We start from the raw sequence: 22,430 nt of genomic DNA on the forward strand, positions 1-22,430 counted from the left end.
CCCAAAAAATACGTGCTATAGTTTCGTTCTTTGCAGCGCGGCTGTAGCTCAGTTGGATAGAGTACTTGGCTACGAACCAAGGGGTCGTGGGTTCGAATCCTGCCAGCCGCGCCAAAGCAAAATAAATTGCAGAAATAGAACAACAAAAAGAACGAAAGAAGAAGAAAATTTCTGAATGCCGCGTCGACCACGACGGCACGGCGTTCAAGCAAGAAATGTGCGGCTGTAGCTCAGTTGGATAGAGTACTTGGCTACGAACCAAGGGGTCGTGGGTTCGAATCCTGCCAGCCGCGCCAAATAACAAGAAATGGATCAACGGGCTAGACGTTCAGGCGTCTCGCCCGTTTTTTCTTGGTCGCGTGATTTGAGGGGCGGCGGATATGAGGCACGTGAGGATCTGCCAAGGGCTGCTGGCCCTCATGTTGGCCGGGCTGGGGCCGAGCCTGGCGCAAGCCGCGCCTTGCGGGCGCGAGGTCGTTCTCCCGGCGTCTCTGGTGGCGAGTCCGCTGGTGTTGCTGGGTGAGCTGCACGGCACGGCGCAGATCCCGGAGTTTGTCCAGGGCTATGTGTGCAGCCTGGCCCGCGTCGTGGACCACGTTGTCCTGGCGCTGGAAATTCCCGCGGACGAGCAGCCGCTGCTCGATGCCTTCCTGGCGAGCGAAGGGCGCGCAGCCGACCGCCGGGCGCTGCTGGACTCGCCCTTTTGGTCGCGGCCTCTGCAGAGGCAGGACGGCCGCAGCAGTCGGGCGATGCTGGCCTTGCTGGACGCGGTGCGGCAGCACAACCAGGACCGACCCGCGCGCGCGATCACGGTGGCCGCCATCGCCGATGGGGACGAGCTGCGCATGAGCCAGAACGTCCGCACTCTGGTATCCGGGGCCGGTGCTGGGCGCCCCCGCCACGTCGTCGTCGTCATCGGCGAACTCCATGCGGCCAAGCACAAGGGTCATTCGTTCGACCCCGGGTTTGAATCCCTGGGCTATCTGCTCCGCGATCTGGCGCCGGTGGCGCTGCGGGCGGAGTTCGGCCAGGGCTCGGCCTGGGCGTGCCGGAGGAAGGACCGTTGCGAAGCGGGTGCGGTGGGTGGGACGCGTGGGGCCCCGCTCGATCGACCGTTCTCCATCTCGCTGATGCCGCCGGAGCGTAAGCCGGGTTTTGATGGCCGCTATGACGTCGGGGTGGTCGAGGCGTCGGAGCCCGCTTTCCTGGGGCCGATCCCTTGAGTACGGCCGGTGGCGGCGCTCAGCCGTGCCGCGCCGGATCCTGCTGGAAGAAGTCGCGCAGCAGCGCGTACAGCCGCGGATGCTCCTGCGTCATCTCCCGCGGGGCGACGAAGAAGGCCTCCACGGCGACGGCGAAGAACTCCTCCACGGCCTCGGCACCATAGGGATCGATCAGCGTGGGCTCGCCCGCGTCGACGCGGGCGCAGAAGGCTTCCCACTCGGGGTCGATCACGGCGATCCAGTCTTCGCGCGCGGCCAGCGAGGGCAGCGGCGGCACGCCGTCGGCCTCGCCGTCGCGCATGTCCAGCACATGGGCGAATTCATGGATCACGACGTTGTAGACCGGCCCGTCGCCGTCCTGCAGCTCGGGGTCCATCTCGCTCCAGGCCAGCATCAGTGGGCCGCCCTCCATCGCCTCGCCGGCGAGCAGCTCCTCGTACTCGTGGACCACGCCGTCGTCGTCGGTCCACTGGCGCGGGGCCAGCACCTGGTCCTCGTGCATCACGATGCCCACAAAGCCTTCGTACCACGGCAGCCCCAGCCGCAGCACCGGCAGGCAGGCCTGCGCGGCCACGGCGAGGGCGATCTCGTCGGTGACGGCGAAGCCGGCGGCGCCATGGAATTCCTTGCTCGCCAGAAAGAGCGAGCAGAGCCGGCGCAGTTCGGCGAGGTCCGCCGCGCTGCGGCGGGCCAGGAAGGGGTAGCGGGCCAGCGTGAGCTGCCACAGCGGCTCGGGGATCTCGTGGCGGCGCAGCAGGCGGGCTTCGCGGTGCTGGCGCCAGCGGCTCAGCAGGCCGGCGAGCATGGGCGGTCCCGGCGGGTCAAGCGCCGCAGGGCGCGTGGCGCTGCAGGCCCTGGGCGTCCAGGCGCAGCACATCGGCGCGCGGTGCGCCGCCGTCCAGTTCCCAATCAGACAGCACCCAGCGCTGGCGTCCGTCGCCCAGCTCGTAAGTCCCGGGGCGGTGGGTGTGGCCGTGGATGAGGACCGGACAGCCGGATTCGGTCAGCCAGTCGCGGCAGGCGGCCTCGTCGACATCCGCCCAATTCTCGGGCAGGGCCTGCGCGGCCTGGCTTTGCGCGCGCATCTGCTGCGCGAGCAGCCGGCGCGCCGCGAGCGGCTGGGCCAGCACCTGGGCCTGCCAGCGCGGGTCGCGCAGCTGCACACGGGCAGCCTGGTAGGCGTGGTCGTCCAGGCACAGCGCGTCGCCATGGCTGACCAGCCAGCGGCGGCCGAACGCGATCAGGCGAAAGGGGTCGGGCAGCAGCGTGAGCCCCGCGTCGCGGGCCATGGCCTCGCCGAGCAGGAAGTCGCGGTTGCCGTGCACGAAGAACAGCGGCCGCCGCGCCGAGGCTTCGCGCAGCAGCGCCAGCGCCTCGGCTTCGAAGCCGGGCTCCAGGCGCGCGTCGTCGCCCACCCAGGCCTCGAAGATGTCGCCGAGCAGGAAGACGGCATCGGCATCGGTGGCGCGCAGATGCTCGCGCAGGGCCGCCAGCGTGCGCGGCGTCTGCGGCGACAGGTGAAGGTCGGATAGCAGGTCCAGCCGCTGCCACGCCGCCGGCGCGACCAGCTCATGCAGCGGCGAGGGCAGGGGCAGGCGGCTCAAGATGGTCAGACGTCGATCAGAGCACGATGGCCTGGTTGATCACCACGTCTTCCACCGGCACGTCCTGATGGAAGCCGGAGCGGCCGGTCTTGACCTTCTCGATCGCGGCGACGATGTCGGCGCCCTCGACCACCTTGCCGAACACGGCATAGCCCCAGCCCGACGGGGTCTCGGACTTGAAGTTCAGGAAGTCGTTGTCGACGGTGTTGATGAAGAACTGGGCGCTGGCCGAGTGCGGGTCGTTGGTGCGCGCCATCGCGATCGTGTAGCGGTCGTTCTTCAGGCCGTTGTTGGCCTCGTTGCGCACCGTGGCGTCGGTGGGCTTTTGCTTCATGCCGGGCTCGAAGCCTCCGCCCTGGACCATGAAGCCCTTGATCACGCGGTGGAAGATGGTGCCGTTGTAGTGGCCCTTCTCGACATAGGCGAGGAAGTTGGCGACGGTCTCGGGCGCCTTGGCGGCATCCAGCTCGATGCGGATGTTGCCCTTGTTGGTCTGCAGTTCGACGGTCTTGGTGCTCATTGCTTGGGTTCCACGATGGCTTTGTTGACGAGGATGGCCTGCACCGGCAGGTTCTGGTGCATGCCCTTGGATTCGGTGGCGGTGGTGCGGATCGCGTCCACGACCTCCATGCCCGAGATGACGTGGCCGAACACCGCATAGCCCTTGCCATCGCGGGCATTGGCGGCGTCCAGCATGGGGTTGTCGACCACGTTGATGAAGAACTGCGAGGTGGCGGAGTTCGGATCGGCGGTGCGCGCCATCGCGATGCTGCCGCGCACATTGGTCAGGCCGTTCTGGCTTTCCAGCGGGATGGGCGGCCGGGTGGGCTTCTGTGCCAGGCTGGCGGTGTAGCCGCCGCCCTGGATCATGAAGCCGTCGATCACGCGGTGGAAGATGGTGCCGTTGTAATGCCCGGCCTTCACGTACTGCACGAAGTTGGCCACGGTCTTGGGGGCTTTCTCGGCATCCAGCTGGATGCGGATGTCGCCCGCGGTGGTGCTGAGCTTCACGACCTGGGCGGCAGCACCCAGGCTGATCAGGGAGGCGGCGAGCGCCAGGCTGAGATGTCGGATCATGGCTGAGAGGTCCGGGGCGTTGAAAAAAGGGCGGCGGCGCGCGGCGGCCACCGCGGCGCGATTGTCGCTCAAGCAGGGCGGGGCCGACCCGCGGCGCGGCTCAGCGCCCCTGGTTCAGCGCGGTGACGCGCTGCAGCTTGAGCTTCAGCGACGACGCATCGCCCAGCGCCAGCTTCAGCGCCCGCTCGTAGGACTGCTGCGCCAGCCGCGTCAGCACGTCGCCCATGTTTTCGAGCGCCTGCGCATGATCGGGCTGCAGCAGCAGCGCGCGTTCCAGGGCCTGGCGCGCCTGCTCGTAGCGGCCGTGCGCGGCATGCACCACGGCCAGGTTGTTGTAGGGGTCGGGCAGGTCGGGGTAGTCCTGCACCAGCGATTCCAGCTGGGCCTGGGCGGCATCCAGGCGCTGCAGTTCCAGCAGCATGCTGGCGTGGCTGAAGCGCAGCTTGGGGTTGCCGGCGTCCTGCGCCAGCGCCGCCTCGGTCAGCTTGAGGGCCTGTTCGCGCTTGCCGGCCAGCCACAGCGACTGGGCCTCGTCCAGCGGTCCGGCCGCGGCCGCCGGCAGGGCGAGGGACAGCGTGGCCAGGGCCAGCGAAAGCGCGAGGACGGAACGGTGGAGTTTGTTCATCGTGGCTGGGGGCCTGTGAGGCGGCGAGGACCGTTCCGCGGCGGCGCCTGCGGGGGTCGTCGGCCGGGTGGCCCGGTATACTGGCGGCCATTCTAGAGCGACCCTCCAAGCCCTTGCACATGACCTTCGGCCCGCCACGGGGCAGGCCGCGGGTGTCTGTCTTTACCGGGCCGGTCATCGTTTCATGTCCCTGCGCATCTACAACACGCTGACCCGCGCGGTCCAGCCCTTCACGCCCATCGAACCCGGTCACGTCCGCATGTATGTCTGCGGCATCACGGTCTACGACCTGTGCCACATGGGCCATGCGCGAATGAACGTCGCGTTCGATGTCGTGTACCGCTGGCTGCAGGCCTCGGGGCTGCGCGTGACCTTTGTGCGCAACATCACCGACATCGAAGACAAGATCATCCGCCGCGCGGTCGAGCGCGGCCTCACGATCCGCCAGCTCACCGACGAGATGATCGCGGCCATGCACCGCGACTTCGCGGCGCTGGGCATCCTCACGCCCACGCACGAACCGCGCGCCACCGAGTACGTGGGCCAGATGCTGTCCATCATCGGCCAGCTGCAGGCCAAGGGCCTGGCCTACCAGGCCCACAACGGCGACGTGAACTACGCGGTGCGCAAGTTCGAGGGCTACGGCAAGCTCAGCGGCAAGTCGCTGGACCAGCTGCGCGCCGGCGAGCGCGTCGCGGTGCAGTCCGACAAGGACGACCCGCTGGACTTCGTGCTGTGGAAGTCCGCCAAGGCCGAGGAGCCCGCCGAGGCCAAGTGGGCCAGCCCCTGGGGCGAGGGCCGTCCGGGCTGGCACATCGAGTGCTCGGCGATGAGCTGCGCGCTGCTGGGCGAGCATTTCGACATCCACGGCGGCGGCCAGGACCTGACCTTCCCGCACCACGAGAACGAGATCGCGCAGAGCGAGGGCGCCACCGGCCAGCCCTTCGTCAACGTCTGGATGCACAACGGCTTCGTCAACGTCGACAACGAGAAGATGTCCAAGAGCCTGGGCAACTTCTTCACCATCGCCGATGTGCTGAAGAAGTACGACGGCGAGTCGCTGCGTTTCTTCCTGCTGCGCACGCAGTACCGCAGCCCGATCAACTACAGCGACGCGACGCTGGACGACGCGCGCGCCGCGCTGCGCCGCCTCTACACCGCGCTGGACGCGGTGCCGGCGGCCGAGGTGGCGATCGACTGGAGCCAGGGCCCGGCCGCCGACTTCAAGGCGGCGATGGACGACGACTTCAACACGCCCGCCGCGCTGGCCGTGCTGTTCGATCTGGCCAGCCAGGTCAACCGCGGCCGCTCGGCCGCCGATGCCGGTCTGCTGAAGGCCCTGGGCGGCGTGCTGGGCGTGCTGCAGCAGTCGCCGCAGGCCTATCTGCAGGGCGGTGCCGCGCTGGACGAATCGGCCATCGTCGCGGCTATCGCCGCGCGCGCTCAGGCCAAGGCCGCGCGCGACTTCGCCGAGGCCGACCGCATCCGCAAGCAGCTGGCCGAACAGGGCATCGAGCTGAAGGACTCGCCGACCGGCACGACCTGGGTGGTCACGGGAGCCTCGGCGTAATGGGGCGTATCGCGACGGCCGGGGTCACCCCGGAGTACTGGGACGAGGCCTGCCGTCACCTGGTCAAGCGCGACCGGGTGATGAAGAAACTCATCCCCCAGTTCGGCGAGGCCCGGCTGCAAAGCCGCGGCGACGCCTTCACCACGCTGGCGCGCTCCATCGTTGGGCAGCAGATCTCGGTCAAGGCCGCGCAATCGGTCTGGGACCGCTTCGCGGAGCTGACGCCGGGGCCCTCCAACCGCATCAAGCCCGCCGAGGTGCTGACGCTGACGGTGGAGCAGCTGCGCGGCGCCGGGCTGTCGGCGCGCAAGGTGGAATACCTCTCCGACCTGGCCCAGCATTTCGAGGCCGGCCGCGTCCATGTGAAGCAGTGGGCGCAGATGGAGGACGAGGCCATCATCGAGGAACTGGTGGCGATCCGCGGCATCGGCCGCTGGACCGCCGAGATGTTCCTGATCTTTCATCTGATGCGCCCCAATGTGCTGCCACTGGACGACCTGGGGCTGCTCAAGGGCATCAGCGAACACTACTTCAGCGGCGAGCCGGTTTCGCGCGCCGAGGCCCGCGAACTGGGCGAGGGCTGGGCGCCTTATCGCTCGGTGGCCACATGGTACATTTGGCGGAGCCTCGATCCGCTGCCGGTGGATTATTAGGACTGCAGATGAGCAAACGACATTTCCTCGAGTTCGAGCAACCCATTGCCGAGCTCGAATCCAAGATCGAAGAACTGCGCTACGTGCAGAGCGAATCGGCGGTCGACATCTCGGAAGAGATCGATCGGCTGTCCAAGAAGAGCCAGCAGCTCACCAAGGACATCTACGCCAACGTGGCGCCGTGGCAGGTCTACCAGATCGCCCGCCATCCGCAGCGTCCGCAGACGCTGAACTACTGCGAAGACGTTTTCACCGAATTCCAGGAACTGCACGGCGACCGCCACTTCGCCGATGACGCCGCCATCGTTGGCGGTCTGGCGCGCTTCAACGGCCAGCCCTGCATGGTGATCGGCCATCAGCGCGGCGCCGACGCGAAGGAGCGCACGCTGCGCAACTTCGGCATGCCGCGCCCCGAGGGCTACCGCAAGGCGCTGCGCCTGATGAAGCTGGCGGAAAAATTCGGCCTGCCGGTGTTCACCTTCATCGACACCATGGGCGCCTATCCCGGCATCGGTGCCGAGGAGCGCGGCCAGTCCGAGGCCATTGGCCGCAACATCTTCGAGATGGCGCAGCTGGAAGTCCCCATCATCGCCACCGTGATCGGCGAGGGCGGCTCGGGCGGTGCGCTGGCCATCGGCGTGGCCGATCAGGTGCTGATGCTGCAGTTCGCGGCCTATTCGGTGATCTCGCCGGAAGGTTGCGCGTCCATCCTGTGGAAGACCTCCGAGCGCGCGTCCGACGCGGCCGAGGCGCTGGGCATCACCGCCCACCGCCTGAAGGCGCTGGGCCTGATCGACAAGATCGTCAACGAGCCGGTGGGCGGCGCGCACCGCGACGGCAAGCAGATGGCGTCCAACCTGAAGCGCGCGCTGGGCGATGCGCTGCGCCAGGTCTCCGACCTCAAGACCAAGGACTTGCTGGAGCGTCGCTACGAGCGCCTGCAGGCCTATGGCCGCTTCGGCGACACCAAGAGCCGCTGAACGCGCGCGGGAGCCCGGCTCTGCGGGCTCCGACTCCGGCACGGGCCTCGCGCCCGCCGCCTCGCAGCCCCCGGGGCCGCCGCGCGTCGCGGTGGCCTACAGCGGCGGCCGCGATTCCACCGCCTTGCTCCATGCCACGGCGCGCGCCTGCGCGGCCCAGGGCCTGCAGGTGCTGGCGCTGCATGTTCACCACGGCCTTTCCCGCCATGCCGATGACTGGGTGGCGCATTGCCGCACCCAGGTGGCCGGCTGGGCGGCCCAGGGGCTGCCCGTCACACTGAGCGTCCACCGCCTGGAGGGCCGGCCCGCGCGCGGCGAAAGCGTGGAGGCCTGGGCGCGCACCGGCCGCCATGCCGCGCTACAGCGCCTGGCGCTGGCCGGTGGCGCGACGCTGCTGCTGCTCGCCCACCACCGCCGCGACCAGGCCGAGACCTTCGTGCTGCAGGCGCTGCGCGGCGCCGGCAGCGCCGGGCTGGCCGCGATGCCGCGCGCCCAGCGCCGCGCCGGCGTGGTCTGGGCCCGGCCCTGGCTGGATCGGCCGCGCGAGGCCATCGAGGCCTATGTGGCGGCCCATGGGCTGGACCACATCGAAGACGATTCCAACAACGACCCGCGCCATGCCCGCAACGCGCTGCGCCTGAAGGTCTGGCCGGCGCTCGGCGCGGCCTTCCCGCAGGCCGAGGCGGCGCTGGCCCAGTCGGCCGAATGGGCGCAGCAGGCGCTGGCGCTGCAGCAGGAGCTGGCCGGGCAAGACCTGCCCCTGTGCCGTGGCGCCGCCGGGCTGCATGTCGCCGCCTGGCTGGGCCTGAGCCCGGCGCGCGCGGCCAACGCGCTGCGCGCCTGGCTGCATGAGGTGCTGGGCCAGCCGGCGCCGGCCTCGCTGGTGCGGCGGCTGCTGGCCGAGCTGACCGCCGCGCGCGACGAGCCGGTGGCGCAATGGCCGGCCCCGGGCGGGCGGCTGCGCCTCTACCGCGGCGAGCTGCGCTGGGAGCGCACGCCCGCCGCGGCCCCGCCGGCCGTGGTCGCGGCGCAGTGCCTGGACCTGAGCCGCCCCGGCGTCCATCCGTTGCCCGCGCTGGGCGGGCGGCTGATCGTCGAACTGTTGCAAGCCGGTGACTCGGCCGCCGGGGAGGGGGTGCCGGCTTCCCTGCTCAGCAAGGTCGACTTGCGTCCGCGCGAAGGCAGCGCACGCTTCCAGCCGCATCCGCACGCCGTTCCGCGCAGCCTCAAGAAATGCTGGCAGACGGCCGGCGTGCCGCCGTCCGGCCGCGCCGGACCGCTGCTCTACCTGGGAGAACAGCTGCTGTACGTGCCCGGGCTGGGCCTGGATGCGCGCGTGCGTGCCTGCCCCGGGACGCCCCGGCTGAGCCTGCGCTGGCTGCCGGAAACCGCCTGAAACGCGCACGCGGGGCGGCGCCCGCCGCCACCGCGGGCGGCGCGGATCGTCAGGGTTTGCCAGGGTCGCTGTCCTAGAATCGATCGCTGCGGTCGCGGCGCATCCCTTTTCATCCGCGCAACCAAGAACTTCCCATGGCATTGATCGTTCACAAGTACGGCGGCACCTCGATGGGTTCGACCGACCGTATCCGCAATGTGGCCAAGCGCGTCGCCAAATGGGCGCGCGCGGGCCACCAGATGGTGGTGGTGCCCTCGGCGATGAGCGGCGAGACCAACCGGCTGCTGGGCCTGGCCAAGGATCTGTCGCCGGCCAGCATCACGCCCGAGGCCATGCGCGAACTGGACATGATCGCCGCCACCGGCGAGCAGGTCTCGGTGGGCCTGCTGGCACTGGCGCTGCAGGCCGAGGGGCTGGACGCGGTCAGCTACACCGGCTGGCAAGTGCCCGTCGCCACCGACTCCTCGTACACCAAGGCGCGCATCGAAAGCATCGACGACGCCCGCGTGCGCGCCGATCTGTCCGCGGGCAAGGTGGTCGTGATCACCGGCTTCCAGGGCGTGGACGAGGACATGAACATCACCACGCTGGGCCGCGGTGGTTCGGACACCTCGGCGGTCGCGATCGCTGCGGCGATGAAGGCCGACGAGTGCCTGATCTACACCGATGTCGACGGCGTCTACACCACCGACCCGCGCATCGTGCCGGAGGCCCGGCGCCTGCACACCATCAGCTTCGAAGAGATGCTGGAAATGGCCTCGCTGGGCTCCAAGGTGCTGCAGATCCGCTCGGTGGAATTCGCCGGCAAATACCGCGTGCCGCTGCGCGTGCTGTCCAGCTTCACGCCCTGGGACATCGACATCAACGAGGAAGCCAAGTCCGGCACCTTGATCACTTTTGAAGAGGACGAAAAAATGGAACAAGCCGTCGTCTCGGGCATTGCCTTCAACCGCGACGAAGCCAAGGTCACCCTGCTGGGTGTGCCCGACAAGCCCGGCATCGCGTTCCAGATCCTGGGCCCGGTGGCCGACGCCAACATCGACGTCGACGTGATCATTCAGAACGTCTCGCAGGAAGGCAAGACGGACTTCAGCTTCACCGTCCACCGCAACGACTACCAGCGCACGATGGAGCTGCTGGAGAAGACCGTGGGCCCCGCGGTGCAGGCCGCCAAGGTGCTGGGTGACGCGCGCATCTGCAAGGTCTCCATCGTCGGCATCGGCATGCGCTCCCACGTGGGCATCGCATCCAAGATGTTCCGCTCGCTGTCCGAAGAGGGCATCAACATCCAGATGATCACGACCAGCGAGATCAAGACCTCGGTGGTGATCGACGAGAAGTACATGGAGCTGGCCGTGCGCACCCTGCACCGTGCGTTCGAACTCGACCAGGCGCCGGCGGCCTGAACTCCCTGGACCGGTCAAAAAACCGTGCTATAGTCTTAGCTTCACCGGTTGGAGACGTGACCGAGTGGCCGAAGGTGCTCCCCTGCTAAGGGAGTATGTGGGCAAAACCTGCATCGAGGGTTCGAATCCCTCCGTCTCCGCCAAGACTTCGCTGAAGTCCGATTTCAAGAACGCCGTGGTGGCTGTGTCACCACGGCGTTTTTCGTTGGGCCTCCGAATGCGCTGCGCGGGGATGGCGGGCCGTGCCAGGTCTTGCGCGCCGCTCGGGCGTCGCCAGACCCGGCTCAGTACGAACTCGAGACCTCCGCGCAGGGCGAGCTGCCGTCTGGGCCCAGCGCGTAGGGGCTGAGGTCGCCGGAGGCGCCCAGGCCGCGCACGAAGCGCGCCATGCCGTGCACCTGCAGCAGTCGTTTGACGTATTGCGCGGCCATCATGTCCACCAGGCCGCTGCCGATCTGCACGGCGGTCTTGCCCATGTTCCGGCCGGTGGAGGCGCTGTACAGCCAGCCCAGGGCCTTGCCCATGCCTTGCAGGGCCTTGGCCTGCGCGACGCCGGCGACGACGGCGCGGCGCTGCGCCTCCACGCCGGCCGCGCCGCGGCCCGCGCCCGCCTGGTTCCAGGCCGGGTCATCCAGCAGCGCCTCCAGCCCCTGGCTGATCGCCAGGTCCTTGGCCACCTTCTTCACGGTGCCGGTGGTGCTGGCGCTCAGCAGGGTCTGCAGCGGGCCGGAGACGAAGTACTGGCCCACGGCGCGGGCCAGGTCGGCGTCTTCCTCGGCGTCGAAGTAGGGGTCGGGCTGGGTCAGCAGGCAGACCGGCTTGACCAACTGGCGGCTGGCCTTGATCCATTGCTGGGCCTTGGCCGAATGCTTGCGCAGCGAGTCCAGCCCCAGCGAGAGCGGATCGCCCATGCGCAGGTCATGCTCGGGCGAAGGCGGGCTGCCCGGCGCCGGCAGCTCCAGCGCGGTGAACAGGCGCGCGTTGGCGGCGTCGTAGCTGCGGCCGCTGAGGTAGCGCACGGGCAGCGGCGACGGGTTGAATCCCACCACGCGCAGCCCATGCCGGTAGGCCACGTACTGCGCCATGCCGCCGCCCAGCGAATGACCCACGACCAGCGGGCTGATGCCGCGGCGGCGCAGTTCGCTCACCAGATCGTCGGCGGCGGTGTAATGCGGCGAGGTGATCTCGCCCAGATCCACGCCCATCCACAGATTGCTGATCCAGTCCGCCGCCTCGGCCGAGCCGCGAAAGGCCAGCACGTACTGACCGCTGGCGTTGTGGCGGTACAGCTCGGCCACGAAGGCCGCCGGCGCGCGTCGAGGCAGGGCCGGCAGCGCCATGGCCTGCAGGCCCACCTCGTCCAGCAGCGCGGCCTTGTCGCCCAGGCTGCGCTCCAGCGCGGCCTGTTTGCGCTGCGTGGCGTCCAGGCTGCTGCGCGTGAGCTGCAGCTTGAGCGGCTGGTAAGGCGTGGGGCGGGATTCCAGCAGCGCGAGCACGTCGGCCAGCACCGTGGCGACCTCCGTTTCGGCGCGCAGCGCCGCGGGGCTGGTGTAGGTGCCCAGTGCCAGGCGGGCCAGCGTGCGCAGGCTGAAGGCGCTGCCCGGGAAGGCCGGCGCATCGACCAACGAAGGGCCGGCGCCCGGGCCGGTGGGGAGGGGCGGGCGGCCCGGTGTCGGTGTCGGGGTCGGCGCCGGGAAGGGCATCGGTCCGGCGCCGGGCGTCGCCGTGCCGGGCGGCGCAGCCGGTGTGCCGGGGACGGGCGCGGGGCTGGCGATGCCGCCGGGCGCGGGGGCTGGGGCGGGCGCCGGCGGGGCCGGGATGGTGGGCGCGGCCGGCGGCATCGCCGCCGGGCTGCCGCCCCCGGTGCACAGCGAGCGCAGCGCGGCGGCCATCAGCGGCTGGGTCAGCGCCAGGTCGGCCAGCGCCTCGCTGCGCCGCTGCTCGGGCGCCAGGCGCAGGCTGCGCGCGGGCTGCTCGGGTGCGTCGCCGCTGCGGTAGACCTCGCTGCGCCAGACGCTGCGCGTGCCGGCGCGGCAGTCGACCGCCATCTCGTCGACCTGGCGGCTGGCCTGGGTCACCTCCAGCAGCGGCGCCGGCTGGCGCAGCACCAGTGCCAGCGTGGCCAGGTGGCGGCCGTCGCTGGGCTGGTCCTGCAGCAGCATCACCACGTCGCCGCGCAGATTGCTGGCGAGTTGGCGCCCGGGCTGGCCGCTCGCCGCCGCGACCTGAACGAGCGAGAGATCGGATGACAGGGCTTGCGCACCGGCTCCCGCCGCGGCACCGGCCAGCAAGGCCCAGACGGCCGCGAGCGAGGGCAGGCGGCGGCCCGCGTCAGCGCCGGGCCGGCGGGGGTTCGACCCAGGTTTCATCTTCTTCGACCTTGGCAGCGGGCTTGGCGGGGCGCTGGGCTGCGGTCGGCGCGGGGGCCGGCGCCGCGCCGTTCGCGCCGTTGTTGCGGCCACCAGGCAGCGGCGCCGGCGTCATGGACGGGGGCAGCTTCAGCGCCGCGCCTGCGCGTGCGCCACGCGCCGCGGCCGCGCCGCTGGCGGGCAGTTCGGCGATGGCGGGCACGGGCAGGCCCTCGTAGCTGCGGTCGGCCACCAGCGTGCGCGGCAGGCGGCCTTCCGGGATCGGTGCCTGGCCGGGCACGTCGCCGGCCACGGCCAGCAGTTGGCCGGCCCGGTTGGGCTCGGGCGGCGTTTCCCAGACGAAGAGCGCGCGCGGCATGATGGCCGCGACCATGCCGGGCCGCTTCTGCTCAAGCGTCTCGCGCGCGGGGAAGGGGCCGCTGTTCAGCGCGCCGATGGCGCGCACGTCGAAGACCAGCTCCGCCCAGACCTGGCGGTTGCGCTGCAGCTTGCGCAGCAGCGCGTCGGCGCGGGCTTCGGGCACGCGCAGGCGCGGCCACAGCCCGCCTTCGGGCAGGGTCAGCTGGGTCAGCGGCGGCAGCTCGGCACTCTGCGGCTGCAGGCCGCTCGGGCGCCATTGCGGGTTGGGCCGCTGCTGGCACAGCGTGAGCAGCAGGAAGTAGGGCTCGGCCTCGTCGGGGCGCGCATAGTCGGCCGTGCCGGGGTTCTCCCAGACGCAGGTGCTGCCGCGCGTGCTGTAGCCGTAGAAGGGGCCGCTGCGCGGCGATTCGCCGCCATAGACGCCCTGATTGAGCTGCGGCGCGCGGCTGCGCGAGTGCAGCGGATAGCGCAGCTCGAAGCTCTGGCTGGCGACGTCGTAGTCGCGCAGCTGCACCCACAGGCCCAGCACCAGGCGCGGCTCGGCCACCTGGTTGCCCAGGCGCTGCACCAGGGCCTGGATGGCGCGGGGGCGGGCGATCTCATTGCCGCGCGTGGTCTGTGCCGCCTGCGGGTCGAGCTGTTCCAGCAGCTGGTTGTTGAATTCCTGGTCGCGCTGCGGCTGACCGCTGGCGGGGCCGAACAGGCGGCGCGCGGCGTACTGGCTCAGCAGTGCCTGCGGCGCCTCGGGGATGTAGTCGGCCTCGCCGGGGCGGTACAGGCCGGTGTCCACGTTGCGCAGCTGCTGGGCGGCCACGGGGGCGCGGCCCAGCGCGGCCGACACCACCTTCAGCCGCGTGACGATGTCGTAGGGGAAGCTGAAGCCCGCGCACAGGTTGGTGACGGTGCTGCACTTGGCGGTCGCGTCGTTGCCGGTGGCCAGCGCGCCGGCCATGCGGTAGTAGCGGTCCGCCGCCGCCCAGGCGCCCATGCCTTGCGCGGCCACGCCCAGGTAGAAGTAGGCGATGTCGCGCCGGTAGCTGGTTTTGGCGGTGGCCAAGGCCAGCTCGGGCCAGTTTTGCGCCCGGTACAGCTGCTGCAGCCGGGTCTGGCTGAACATGTACAGCGGGGCGCAGGCCAGGCCGCAGTCCAGCTGCACGGTGCCGGCCTTGATGTCGGCGAGCAGCTGGGCTTCGCCGCCGGGCGGCACGGCGTTGGGCGCGGCGCAGCCGGCCAGCACCAGCGCGCTCAGCGCCGCGAGGCCCAGCGGCGTGCGCTGGGTGGGGGAGGGGCGGGCGGTTTGCGTCATTTCCACTGACCTCGCTTGGCGGCCATGGCCTGGGCCTGGGCGTCCTTGTACTGGGCCGGTGCCTCGGGCGAGAGGCTGGCCACGCCGTTGAGCAGCAGGGCCTCGGCGACGTCGATCTGGCGCGCGGTCAGGCAGCGGTAGCCGCCGCCGCCACTCACCGGCTCGCAGCTCAGGTGGTTGTCGTGGCTGGCCAGCCAGCCCTCGAAGCGGCCGCGCTGGCTGGTGGTGATGCCGGCGATGCCATGCAGCGGCAGGGCGCGGCCGTCGATCTGCGGCCAGCCTTCCGCCGACAGGCCTTGCACCGTGCCGGCCACCGGCTGTGCCGCGGGGGCGCGCGCCGGCGCGCCGTTCGCGGCCTTGCCCGTGCTCGGTGCGGGGGGCTCGGCCGGCGTGTTGCCGCGCCGGATCTGCGTCAGCGGAATGGCCACCTCCACATTGGTCAGGCGCGTGCCGCAGCGAGCCGGTGGCTTGGGCACGTTGGCATACCAGCGCGGCTCCGGCCAGTTGTTGGGCGCCGGGCGCAGGCCGGTCAGCGTGGTGCCGGGCGGCAGCGTGCAGACGGGGCCGCGGTTGTCGCGCACGATGAAGTTCGACAGCAGGCTGCCGTTGCCCAGCTCGGGCGTGGTGGCGGCTTGGGGTTCCGCGCGCATGCCGGTGCCGCTGCCCTGCAGCAGCCCATAGACCGGCAGCAGGATCACGCCGGTCAGCCCCAGCGTCAGCGCCAGCGCGCCGAAGCGGCCCTGGGACTTGCCGGACCCGCCCGCGGCCAGGTATTTTTCATAAGGCTCGGCGAAGTTGCGCGCGCGGCCGCTGACCCAGACCGAGAGGGCGGTCAGCACCAGGCCGGCGAACAGCGCCACCAGCCCCCAGCCCTGCAGGGCCGAAAGCCGGTAGGCGCTCATGCCGCTCTGCGCCTGCAGCGCCGCCGCGGCCAGCAGGCCGCCACCGCCCAGCAGCGCCGGGCCCAGCACCAGCCAGCGCACCCAGCCGCCCAGCGAGCGCAGCGCAGCCTTCAGCCGGGCGCCCAGGGTCTTCCACGAGCCATCCAGCGTGGCGCGCATCGCCAGCAGGATGAGCATGAGCTCACCGAACACCAGACCTAGCGTGGCCCCGTCGGCATGCGCCAGCGCGCGCGACTGCAGCAGCCAGTTCCCCAGCGTCAGCAGCGGCAGCACCAGCGCGGCCAGTGTCAGCGCCTTGAGCACGGTGGCCCCCAGCTGCTTGAAACGGCCGCGCCAGGCCAGGCCGGCACCCGGGGCCAGCAGCGGTTCCAGCGCCGTGGCCTTGCGCATGCGCGCATAGGTGGCGGGCAGCATGGCGCCGTCGCCCACCTGGTCGCGACGCGCGCCATGCGCCAGCAGCAGCTGCACCAGGCCTTCCTGGCTCCACAGGGCGGCCCAGTGCAGCGGCGCCTTGCCCTGGTCCAGGGTGTCGACGCGGGCCCCGGCCTTCAGCAGCCGTTCGATGACGGGCAGGTAGGCCGCGGCATCGGCGTGCTGGAAGTGGAAGGCGTAGAGCGCGGTGAACAGCGCATTGCAGGGCGGTTGGCCGTTGACGGCCAGGTTGGGGCCCGGGCGCTGGATGTCCGCGCCATGCGCCAGCAGCATCTCCAGCAGCGGCAGTGCGTGGTCGCGCTGCTCGCTGACCAGGGCTAGGTGCAGCGGCAGGCGGCCGTCGCCGCCGCTGGGCTGGTTGGCGTCGACACCGGCTTCCAGCATGCGCTGCACCAGCGCGGGGTCCACCGGGTAGCGGTACTTCTGCGTCTGACCCGGGATCAGGGCCAGGCCCAGCAGCGTGTGGCCGTCGGGGCGCACGTGGCGGATGCTGGCGCCTCGGTCCAGCAGCAGCGTCACCGTTTCCTTGCGGCGGAAGCGCACGGCCGCGGCCAGCGCGGTGTCGCCATCGGCGTCCACCACCTCCAGGTCGGCGCCATGGTCCAGCATGAAGGTGACCGCCGGCAGGTTGTTGTTGGCCGCGGCGGTGACCAGCGGCTTCCATTCCTCGGCCGGGGCGTTGAAGTCCAGCCCCTGCGCGATGAATTCATCCAGCAGGTCCAGGCGCTTGGCCTTGAGCAGCGCATGCGCGATCGCGCCCTGACGCTTGGGCAGATCGCCGACGAACTCGGCCAGGCGCAGCCACGGGAAGGCGCGCATGACGCTGAGCTGGTCGGCCGGCTGGGCCTGCGGCAGCGCTTCGAGCTGCTCCACGATGCCCAGGCGCTGCAGCCACAGCAGCACGCGCGAATGGCGCTCGTTGAGGGCCGCGCGCAGCGCCTGCTGCACCTCGGCCGGCGCGTCGGCCAGGTCCTCGGGCAGGAAGTAGTAGCGGTCCAGGATCTGCACGCGGTTGCGGCCGCCGCTGTGCAGCGCGTAGATCAGCTGGTTGAACGCCAGCTGCGCGCCCTGCTTGCCGAGAAACTGGGCGCGCGTCTCGGTGGCGAACTCGCCTTCGCCGCGCGCCTGCAGGTAGAGGTAGAACGGATCGAAGGGCTGGGTCAGCGCCTGCACATAGTGCGCCTGCTCGGCGAGCAGGGCGTTGCCCAGGTCGTCGCCGGTCAGGCAGCTGCGGCCGCCCGCGGTGACGAAGGGGCGCGCAGCGTCCAGCGTGTAGACGGCGCGCAGCAGGCCGGCCTGGCGCTGGGCGTCGTCCTGGTCGAACTGGCGCACGATCTTCTCGATCTGCGTGGCCAGCTCCATGTCGCGCGCGCCCTCCAGCCATTTGCCGATGGTGCCCAGGTAGAGGTAGTCCACGCCCAGCGCCGGGTACTTCTCCAGCAGCGCGGCCAGCTCGGCCGGGGTCTGGTAGTACTCGTCGCCGCGGAAGGCCAGGCGCTCGTAGACGCGCTCGGTGCGGGTGTAGTCCACCTCCAGCGCCTGGTGGTTGACCCAGCGGCGCACCTGCTCCGGCCCGAAGCGCTGCTTCGCGCTGGGGCTCAGCAGGCCCTTGATCAGCGTTTCCAGCGACGCATCCATGCCGGGCGGGAAGGGCACCTCGCGGTCCTGCACCAGGGCCGCGCGGCGGGTGCCAGGCACGCCCTGGAAGGGGGGCTGGCCCTGCCAGCATTCCAGCAGCGTGATGCCCAGCGCGAAGTAGTCCACCTTCTCGGTGACCAGGGTCTGCGTCTCGTTGCCGAAGCGCGCCAGTTCGGGCGCGGCGTACTCGCGCGTGCCGTTGGCGATGACCTGCACCTCGCTGCTGCCGGGCTTGCGCAGCGAGGAGATGCCGAAGTCCGCCATCACCACGCGCTCCAGATCGGGGCCGGAGATGAGGATGTTCTCGGGCTTCAGGTCCTGGTAGATCAGGCCCACGCGCTCGTGCAGGTGCTCCAGCCCGTCGGCCAGGTGGCGCACCAGACGGCGCAGCCGTTCCAGGTCCTGCAGCGGGCCGTCGCGGCGCAGCAGCTGGTCCAGCGTGCCGGCCGGGAAGTACTCCAGCAGTTCGAAGTCCTGGCCCGCCTCGGAACCGAAGTCATGGATGGCGACCACGTTGGGGTGCGGCTGGGCCTGCAGCGCGCCCAGCGCGGCCAGCGGCGCGCGCAGCCCCGGCCGGTAGTGCTTGAGCACGAAGCGCTTGGCGCCGTCCGTCACCACATAGGTGCGCGCCTCGCCGGTGGTGGTGCTGAGCGTGGACTCGACTTGGTAGCTCGCGCCGTGCAGCTGCACGGTCTGGCCGTTCATCAGGTGCTGGCCGGCCTCGGGGGCCTGCGCCGCGTCCACCGCGGCGGGGGCGGGGGCGCCAACGCGGGCCGTGCCGGCCGGGCCCGCCGCGGCCTCGATGCGCGCGGTGCCGGCGGGGCCCGCGGCTTGCGTGCCGGTGTCGATGCGCGCCGTCCCGGCGGGACCCGCCGCGGCCACGGGGCCGGCGTCGATGCGGGCCGTGCCCGACGGACCGGCCGGCGTGGCGTCGATGCGCGCGGTGCCGGCCGGGCCGGTCGGCGTGGCGTTGAGGCGGACCGTGCCTGCGGGGCCGGCCGGATCGGCGTTGCCGTGTTCGGGGTTGCTGCTCATGGGCGTGTCGGGATCTGGAGGTCGGAAGGGGCGGGGCGCGGGATGTCGGCCACCAGCACGGAGATGTTGTCCAGGCCGCCGGCCTGGCGGGCCAGCTGCACCAGGGTTTGCACGGCGGTCTCGCGGTCGCCGGCCAGGGCTTGTTCGATGTCGGCGTCGTTCACCATCTCGTGCAGGCCGTCGCTGCACAGCAGGAAGCGGTCGAAGGGCTGGACGCCATCGGCGATCTCGGCCAGCTCCAACCGGCAGGCGGCGCCGCCGCCCAGTGCGTTGAAGAGCAGGTTGCCGGGCAGGCTGGCGTCGCCGGTCTGCTGACGCAGCGAGTGGTCTTCGGTGAGTCGCTCCAGCCGGCCCGCGCGGCGGCGGTAGAGGCGGCTGTCGCCGGCATGAAAGCGCCAGGCGCGGCCCTGCCACAGCAGCAGCCCGACCACGGTCGTGCCCATGCCGGCGCGCTGCGGACAGGCCTGGCCCTGTGCGAGCAGCTCGGCATGGGTGCGATGCGCCCACATGGGCAGCACGCCGGACAGCTCGTCGCCGTCCAGCTCCGCCGGGGCCGCCTGCATCAGCGTGCGCAGCTGGGTCAGTGCGATCTCGCTGGCCAGCTCGCCGGCCGCGGCGCCGCCCATGCCATCGGCCACGGCCAGCAGCAGGTGGCCGTGATGCTCAGCGGCATCGAGGCGCGCGGCCAGCGTGGCATCGCGCAGCAGCTGGCTGCCGGCGAGGATCAGGTCCTCGTTGTTGGCGCGCACGCAGCCGATGTCGCAGCGCGCGTCGACGTCCACCCTCATTCGAAGCTCACCGCGAAGGCCACGTCGCCCAGCGCCAGCGTCGCGCCGGCCTCCAGCCGCTGCGGCTGGCCTGGCGCGAGCTGGGTGCCGTTGTAGAAGCTGTGGTTGAAGGAGTTCATGTCCTTGGCAAACCACTGGCCGCTGTCGTCGCGCTGCAGCTCCAGGTGGTTGCTGGAGATCTGCGAGAAGCGCGACAACAGGCCCGCGTGGGGCCCGAAGCGCCGGCCCAGCACGTCGCCCGGCGCGGGGCGCAGTTCCACGCCGTGGGCGGCGCTGCGCAGGCACAGGCCGCGCGCCGGTGTGGCCACTGCGCCCGGGGGCGCGGCCACGGGCGCGGCCGGCGTGGGGGCCGGTCCGGCGGCGGGCGCCGTGCCGGGGCCCGGGCCGGTCTTGGCCGGTGACGCGGTGGACAGCGATGCGGTGCCGCCGCTCTGCGCCAGCGCCTTGGCCGGCAGCAGTGGCGTGCGGTCGTGGGGGCAGACCTTGCCCTTGCCGGTGTAGCCGCACAGGCCGCACTTCATCAGCTCGGTGCCGCACTGGTCGCAGTAGAAGGAGTCGTCGTCGATGGTGGCCTTGCAGCCGGGGCATTGGAGCGTCATGCCTGGTCTCCGGGGCGAGGGATTTGCTGCAGGTCGGCGGGGGTGAGCAGGCGCATCGCGGCGGGCTGCTCGGCCGCGGGCAGGCGCAGCGCCGCGACGCGCTCGCCGCAGGCGGCGCCCACGGCGTCGAACAGGCGGCGCACCGCGCGCGCGTTGTCGAAGTTGGCGTCGCGCGCGGCATGCAGCGCCTGCAGCCAATCGTCCAGCTGCGCGTCGAAGCCCTCGGCGCGCTGCAGACCACGGGTGTCGCACATCGCGACGAAGATCTGCCGCAGTTCGTCCGGCGCGTAGTCGGCGAAGTTCACCGTGTTGCTGAAGCGGCCCTTGAGGCCGCTGTTGCTGTCGAGGAAGACCTGCATCTCGCGGTGGTAGCCGGCGGCGATGACGACGAACTTGCCGCGGTCGTCCTCCATGCGCTTGAGCAGGGTGTTGATCGCCTCGATGCCCGGGTCGCCCTGCGCGCCCGGGGGCAGCAGCGAATAGGCCTCGTCGATGAACAGCACGCCGCCCATCGCGTTGTCGACCGCCTTGTTGGTCAGCTTGGGGGTGTCGGCACGGTAGGCGCTCACCAGCTCGTTGCGCGTGACCTCGATGACGCGGTCGGTCGGCAGCATGCCCAGGCCGTGGAAGATGCGCGCCATCAGGCGGGCCACCGTGGTCTTGCCGGTGCCGGGGCCGCCGAGGAAGAGGAAGTGGCGCTCCAGCGGCTTGTTGCTGCCCAGCACGCGCTCGCGGTTGAGCGAGGCCTCCAGGCGCTGGATGGTGTCCTTCACCTCCTGCAGCCCGGTGAGCGCCTGCAACTCGTCCATCGCCGCCTTCAGGGTCTGCGGCGACCCGGATGCGAGCTCGGGGACGTCCTGCGGCAGCAGCGTCACCAGTTGGTCGACGTCGGCGGGCGCGGCTTGTCGGCTCAGCCGTTCGGACTGGTTGCTGCGCACCTGGTCGAACAGGTTGCGCGCCTCGCGGCCGTTGGCGAAGTCGCTGGTCTTGCGGGCGCAGCGCGCAGCGAAGAAGTCCTTGATCCGTTCGCGCGTGCCTTCGCCCAGCCGGTAGCGCTTGGCGGCGGCGAGCGCGGCGAAGATCTCGGTGAGCTCGTCGGCGCTGTAGTCCTCGAGGTGGTAGACATGCTGGAAGCGTGACTTCAGCCCGGGGTTGCTGCGCACGAACTCCTGCATCTCGCGGTCGTAGCCGGCGGCGATGACGACGTATTTGCCGCGGTCGTCCTCCATGCGCTTGAGCAGGGTGTCGACGGCCTCCTTGCCAAAGCTGTCGTTGGCGCCCTGGACCAGCGCATAGGCCTCGTCGACGAAGAGCACGCCGCCCTCGGCCTGCTTGCAGGCCGCCACCACCTTGGTGGCGGTGTGGCCCTGGTATTCGCCGACCAGCTTGCTGCGGTCCACCTCCACCACATGGCCGGTGGGCAGCACGCCCAGCGCCTCGAACACCTCGCCCAGCTTGCGCGCCACGGTGGTCTTGCCGGTGCCCGGATTGCCGGTGAGGATGAAGTGGTAGGCGAGCTTGTCGTCGTCGCCGCTGGCCAGGCCCATGGACTGGCGCAGCCGGGCGTTCTGGATGTCGCGGTGCAGCGCGCGCATCTTGTCCTTGATCTCGCCCATCCCGATCAGATCGTCGATGGCGGCCATGATCTCGGTGATGGACTTGGTCTGGTCCACGTCCGGCCCCATGTCCTCGGGGCGCAGCTGGTTGTCGCTGCCGCCGCGGGCGTAGTAGCGGCGCTCGATCTCGCCGGCCTCGTCCAGCGCCAGGCGGCCGTTGACGGCGCGGATCTCCTTGTCGCCCGCCTTGAGCCGGCGGTAAAGCCAGCGCATGCGCATCAGCAACTGCTTCTCGGTGGCCTCGTCCAGGCTGAAGCCGGTGGCGCGCAGCGCGTTGGCGCAGATCTGAGCCAGCTGCTCGGGCAGGTAGTCGGCGATGCGGAACACCGCATTGAAGCGGCCCAGCAGGTTGCGCGAGGTGGTGCGCAGGCAGAACTCCTCCAGCCCGGTGGGCAGGCCCGCCATGATCACGATCGGATCGAGCGGCGAGTTCTCCATCAGGTGCAGCAGCTGGTTGAAGGGCGGCAGCGGATCGCCCTTGGGCGTCATCAGCAGCTGCGCGTTGTCCACGAAGAGCACGCTGCCCTTGGCCTTGGCGAAGGCGGCGGCGAGCTTCTGGCTGTCCAGGTCGTCCTGCTGCAGCGCGTTGACGACCACCGGCTGCGCGCGGTCCACCAGCTGGAGCTGGTGCAGGGCCTTCGTGATCATGGGGCCCAGCCGCGACTTGGCGGTGCCGGAGTCACCGATGATCAGCATGGCCAGCGGCCGGCGCGGGTCGCGGCCGGCACGGCGCCGGCCCTCGGTTTCGACGCGGATCGCGTCCAGCGTGGCGCGCAGTTTGTCCATCCCGACGAGGGAATCCAGCGCGGCCGCCGTGTCGGGCGGCGCGAACCCGGTTCCGCAGAACTTGC

General features: G+C 70.9%; 17 protein-coding genes and 3 tRNA genes. 9 read left to right on the forward strand and 11 right to left on the reverse strand.

Going from position 1 to position 22,430, the window contains the following annotated elements; genetic code table 11:
• Positions 1–37 precede the first annotated feature (37 nt).
• From LZ017_RS02480 to LZ017_RS02490, 3 genes are all read left to right on the forward strand, one after another.
• Positions 38–114 (forward strand) — tRNA-Arg (locus tag LZ017_RS02480).
• Between the two features lie 105 nt (positions 115–219).
• A tRNA-Arg gene (locus LZ017_RS02485) sits at positions 220–296 on the forward strand.
• Between the two features lie 93 nt (positions 297–389).
• Positions 390–1,223 carry a ChaN family lipoprotein gene (locus LZ017_RS02490; RefSeq protein WP_241298454.1) on the forward strand — a complete coding sequence of 278 codons (834 nt, stop codon included), beginning with the start codon at positions 390–392 and terminating at the stop codon, positions 1,221–1,223.
• A gap of 19 nt (positions 1,224–1,242) precedes the next feature.
• On the opposite strand, the gene LZ017_RS02495 is transcribed toward LZ017_RS02490, so the two are convergent.
• From LZ017_RS02495 to LZ017_RS02515, 5 genes are all read right to left on the reverse strand, one after another.
• On the reverse strand, positions 1,243–2,028 hold the full coding sequence (locus LZ017_RS02495) for a zinc-dependent peptidase (protein ID WP_241298455.1): 786 nt from the start codon (positions 2,026–2,028) through the stop codon (positions 1,243–1,245).
• Between the two features lie 16 nt (positions 2,029–2,044).
• The gene (locus LZ017_RS02500) at positions 2,045–2,827 is read right to left on the reverse strand and encodes a UDP-2,3-diacylglucosamine diphosphatase (RefSeq protein ID WP_308194055.1); all 783 of its coding nucleotides are present in this window, start codon (positions 2,825–2,827) and stop codon (positions 2,045–2,047) included.
• A 16-nt stretch (positions 2,828–2,843) separates the two neighbouring features.
• A complete protein-coding gene (locus tag LZ017_RS02505) occupies positions 2,844–3,347 on the reverse strand; it encodes a peptidylprolyl isomerase (RefSeq protein ID WP_241298456.1) in 504 nt (167 codons plus the stop codon).
• Entirely contained in the window at positions 3,344–3,904 is a 561-nt protein-coding gene (locus LZ017_RS02510; RefSeq protein ID WP_277604450.1) for a peptidylprolyl isomerase, read from the reverse strand. The genes LZ017_RS02505 and LZ017_RS02510 overlap by 4 nt, the downstream gene beginning before the upstream one ends.
• A gap of 100 nt (positions 3,905–4,004) precedes the next feature.
• Positions 4,005–4,529, reverse strand: a complete 525-nt coding sequence (locus LZ017_RS02515) for a tetratricopeptide repeat protein (RefSeq protein ID WP_241298457.1) — start codon at positions 4,527–4,529, stop codon at positions 4,005–4,007.
• A gap of 184 nt (positions 4,530–4,713) precedes the next feature.
• Here LZ017_RS02515 and cysS point away from each other — a divergent pair, with 184 nt between their 5' ends.
• The 6 genes from cysS (at position 4,714) to LZ017_RS02545 (ending at position 10,677) form a co-directional block, all read left to right on the forward strand.
• Positions 4,714–6,099 carry a cysteine--tRNA ligase gene (gene cysS / locus LZ017_RS02520; protein ID WP_241298458.1) on the forward strand — a complete coding sequence of 462 codons (1,386 nt, stop codon included), beginning with the start codon at positions 4,714–4,716 and terminating at the stop codon, positions 6,097–6,099.
• A complete protein-coding gene (locus LZ017_RS02525; protein WP_241298459.1) occupies positions 6,099–6,752 on the forward strand; it encodes a DNA-3-methyladenine glycosylase in 654 nt (217 codons plus the stop codon). Before cysS ends, LZ017_RS02525 begins: the two co-directional genes overlap by 1 nt.
• A gap of 8 nt (positions 6,753–6,760) precedes the next feature.
• On the forward strand, positions 6,761–7,732 hold the full coding sequence (locus LZ017_RS02530; RefSeq protein WP_241298460.1) for an acetyl-CoA carboxylase carboxyltransferase subunit alpha: 972 nt from the start codon (positions 6,761–6,763) through the stop codon (positions 7,730–7,732).
• Positions 7,733–7,823: 91 nt separating this feature from the next.
• Entirely contained in the window at positions 7,824–9,128 is a 1,305-nt protein-coding gene (gene tilS, locus LZ017_RS02535) for a tRNA lysidine(34) synthetase TilS (protein ID WP_241298461.1), read from the forward strand.
• 134 nt (positions 9,129–9,262) lie between these two features.
• Positions 9,263–10,534 (forward strand): aspartate kinase, encoded by a 1,272-nt coding sequence (locus LZ017_RS02540; RefSeq protein ID WP_241298462.1) that lies wholly within the window; start codon positions 9,263–9,265, stop codon positions 10,532–10,534.
• A 50-nt stretch (positions 10,535–10,584) separates the two neighbouring features.
• Positions 10,585–10,677, forward strand: a tRNA-Ser gene (locus tag LZ017_RS02545).
• 141 nt (positions 10,678–10,818) lie between these two features.
• On the opposite strand, the gene LZ017_RS02550 is transcribed toward LZ017_RS02545, so the two are convergent.
• From LZ017_RS02550 to LZ017_RS02575, 6 genes are read right to left on the reverse strand one after another with little or no spacing between them, the layout of a single operon-like run.
• A complete protein-coding gene (locus LZ017_RS02550; RefSeq protein WP_241298463.1) occupies positions 10,819–12,903 on the reverse strand; it encodes a YqiA/YcfP family alpha/beta fold hydrolase in 2,085 nt (694 codons plus the stop codon).
• Positions 12,866–14,569, reverse strand: a complete 1,704-nt coding sequence (locus LZ017_RS02555) for a hypothetical protein (protein ID WP_241298464.1) — start codon at positions 14,567–14,569, stop codon at positions 12,866–12,868. Before LZ017_RS02555 ends, LZ017_RS02550 begins: the two co-directional genes overlap by 38 nt.
• The gene (locus LZ017_RS02560) at positions 14,566–18,576 is read right to left on the reverse strand and encodes an ankyrin repeat domain-containing protein (protein ID WP_241298465.1); all 4,011 of its coding nucleotides are present in this window, start codon (positions 18,574–18,576) and stop codon (positions 14,566–14,568) included. The genes LZ017_RS02555 and LZ017_RS02560 overlap by 4 nt, the downstream gene beginning before the upstream one ends.
• Positions 18,573–19,364: a PP2C family serine/threonine-protein phosphatase gene (locus tag LZ017_RS02565; protein ID WP_241298466.1), complete on the reverse strand. Its 792-nt coding sequence runs from the start codon at positions 19,362–19,364 to the stop codon at positions 18,573–18,575. Before LZ017_RS02565 ends, LZ017_RS02560 begins: the two co-directional genes overlap by 4 nt.
• Positions 19,361–19,963, reverse strand: coding sequence for an FHA domain-containing protein (locus LZ017_RS02570; RefSeq protein ID WP_241298467.1), 603 nt, complete (start codon positions 19,961–19,963; stop codon positions 19,361–19,363). Before LZ017_RS02570 ends, LZ017_RS02565 begins: the two co-directional genes overlap by 4 nt.
• Entirely contained in the window at positions 19,960–22,365 is a 2,406-nt protein-coding gene (locus tag LZ017_RS02575; protein WP_241298468.1) for an AAA family ATPase, read from the reverse strand. Before LZ017_RS02575 ends, LZ017_RS02570 begins: the two co-directional genes overlap by 4 nt.
• Positions 22,366–22,430 lie beyond the last annotated feature (65 nt).

The organism is Pelomonas sp. CA6, assembly GCF_022549225.1.
Taxonomy (GTDB): Bacteria; Pseudomonadota; Gammaproteobacteria; order Burkholderiales; family Burkholderiaceae_C; genus Roseateles.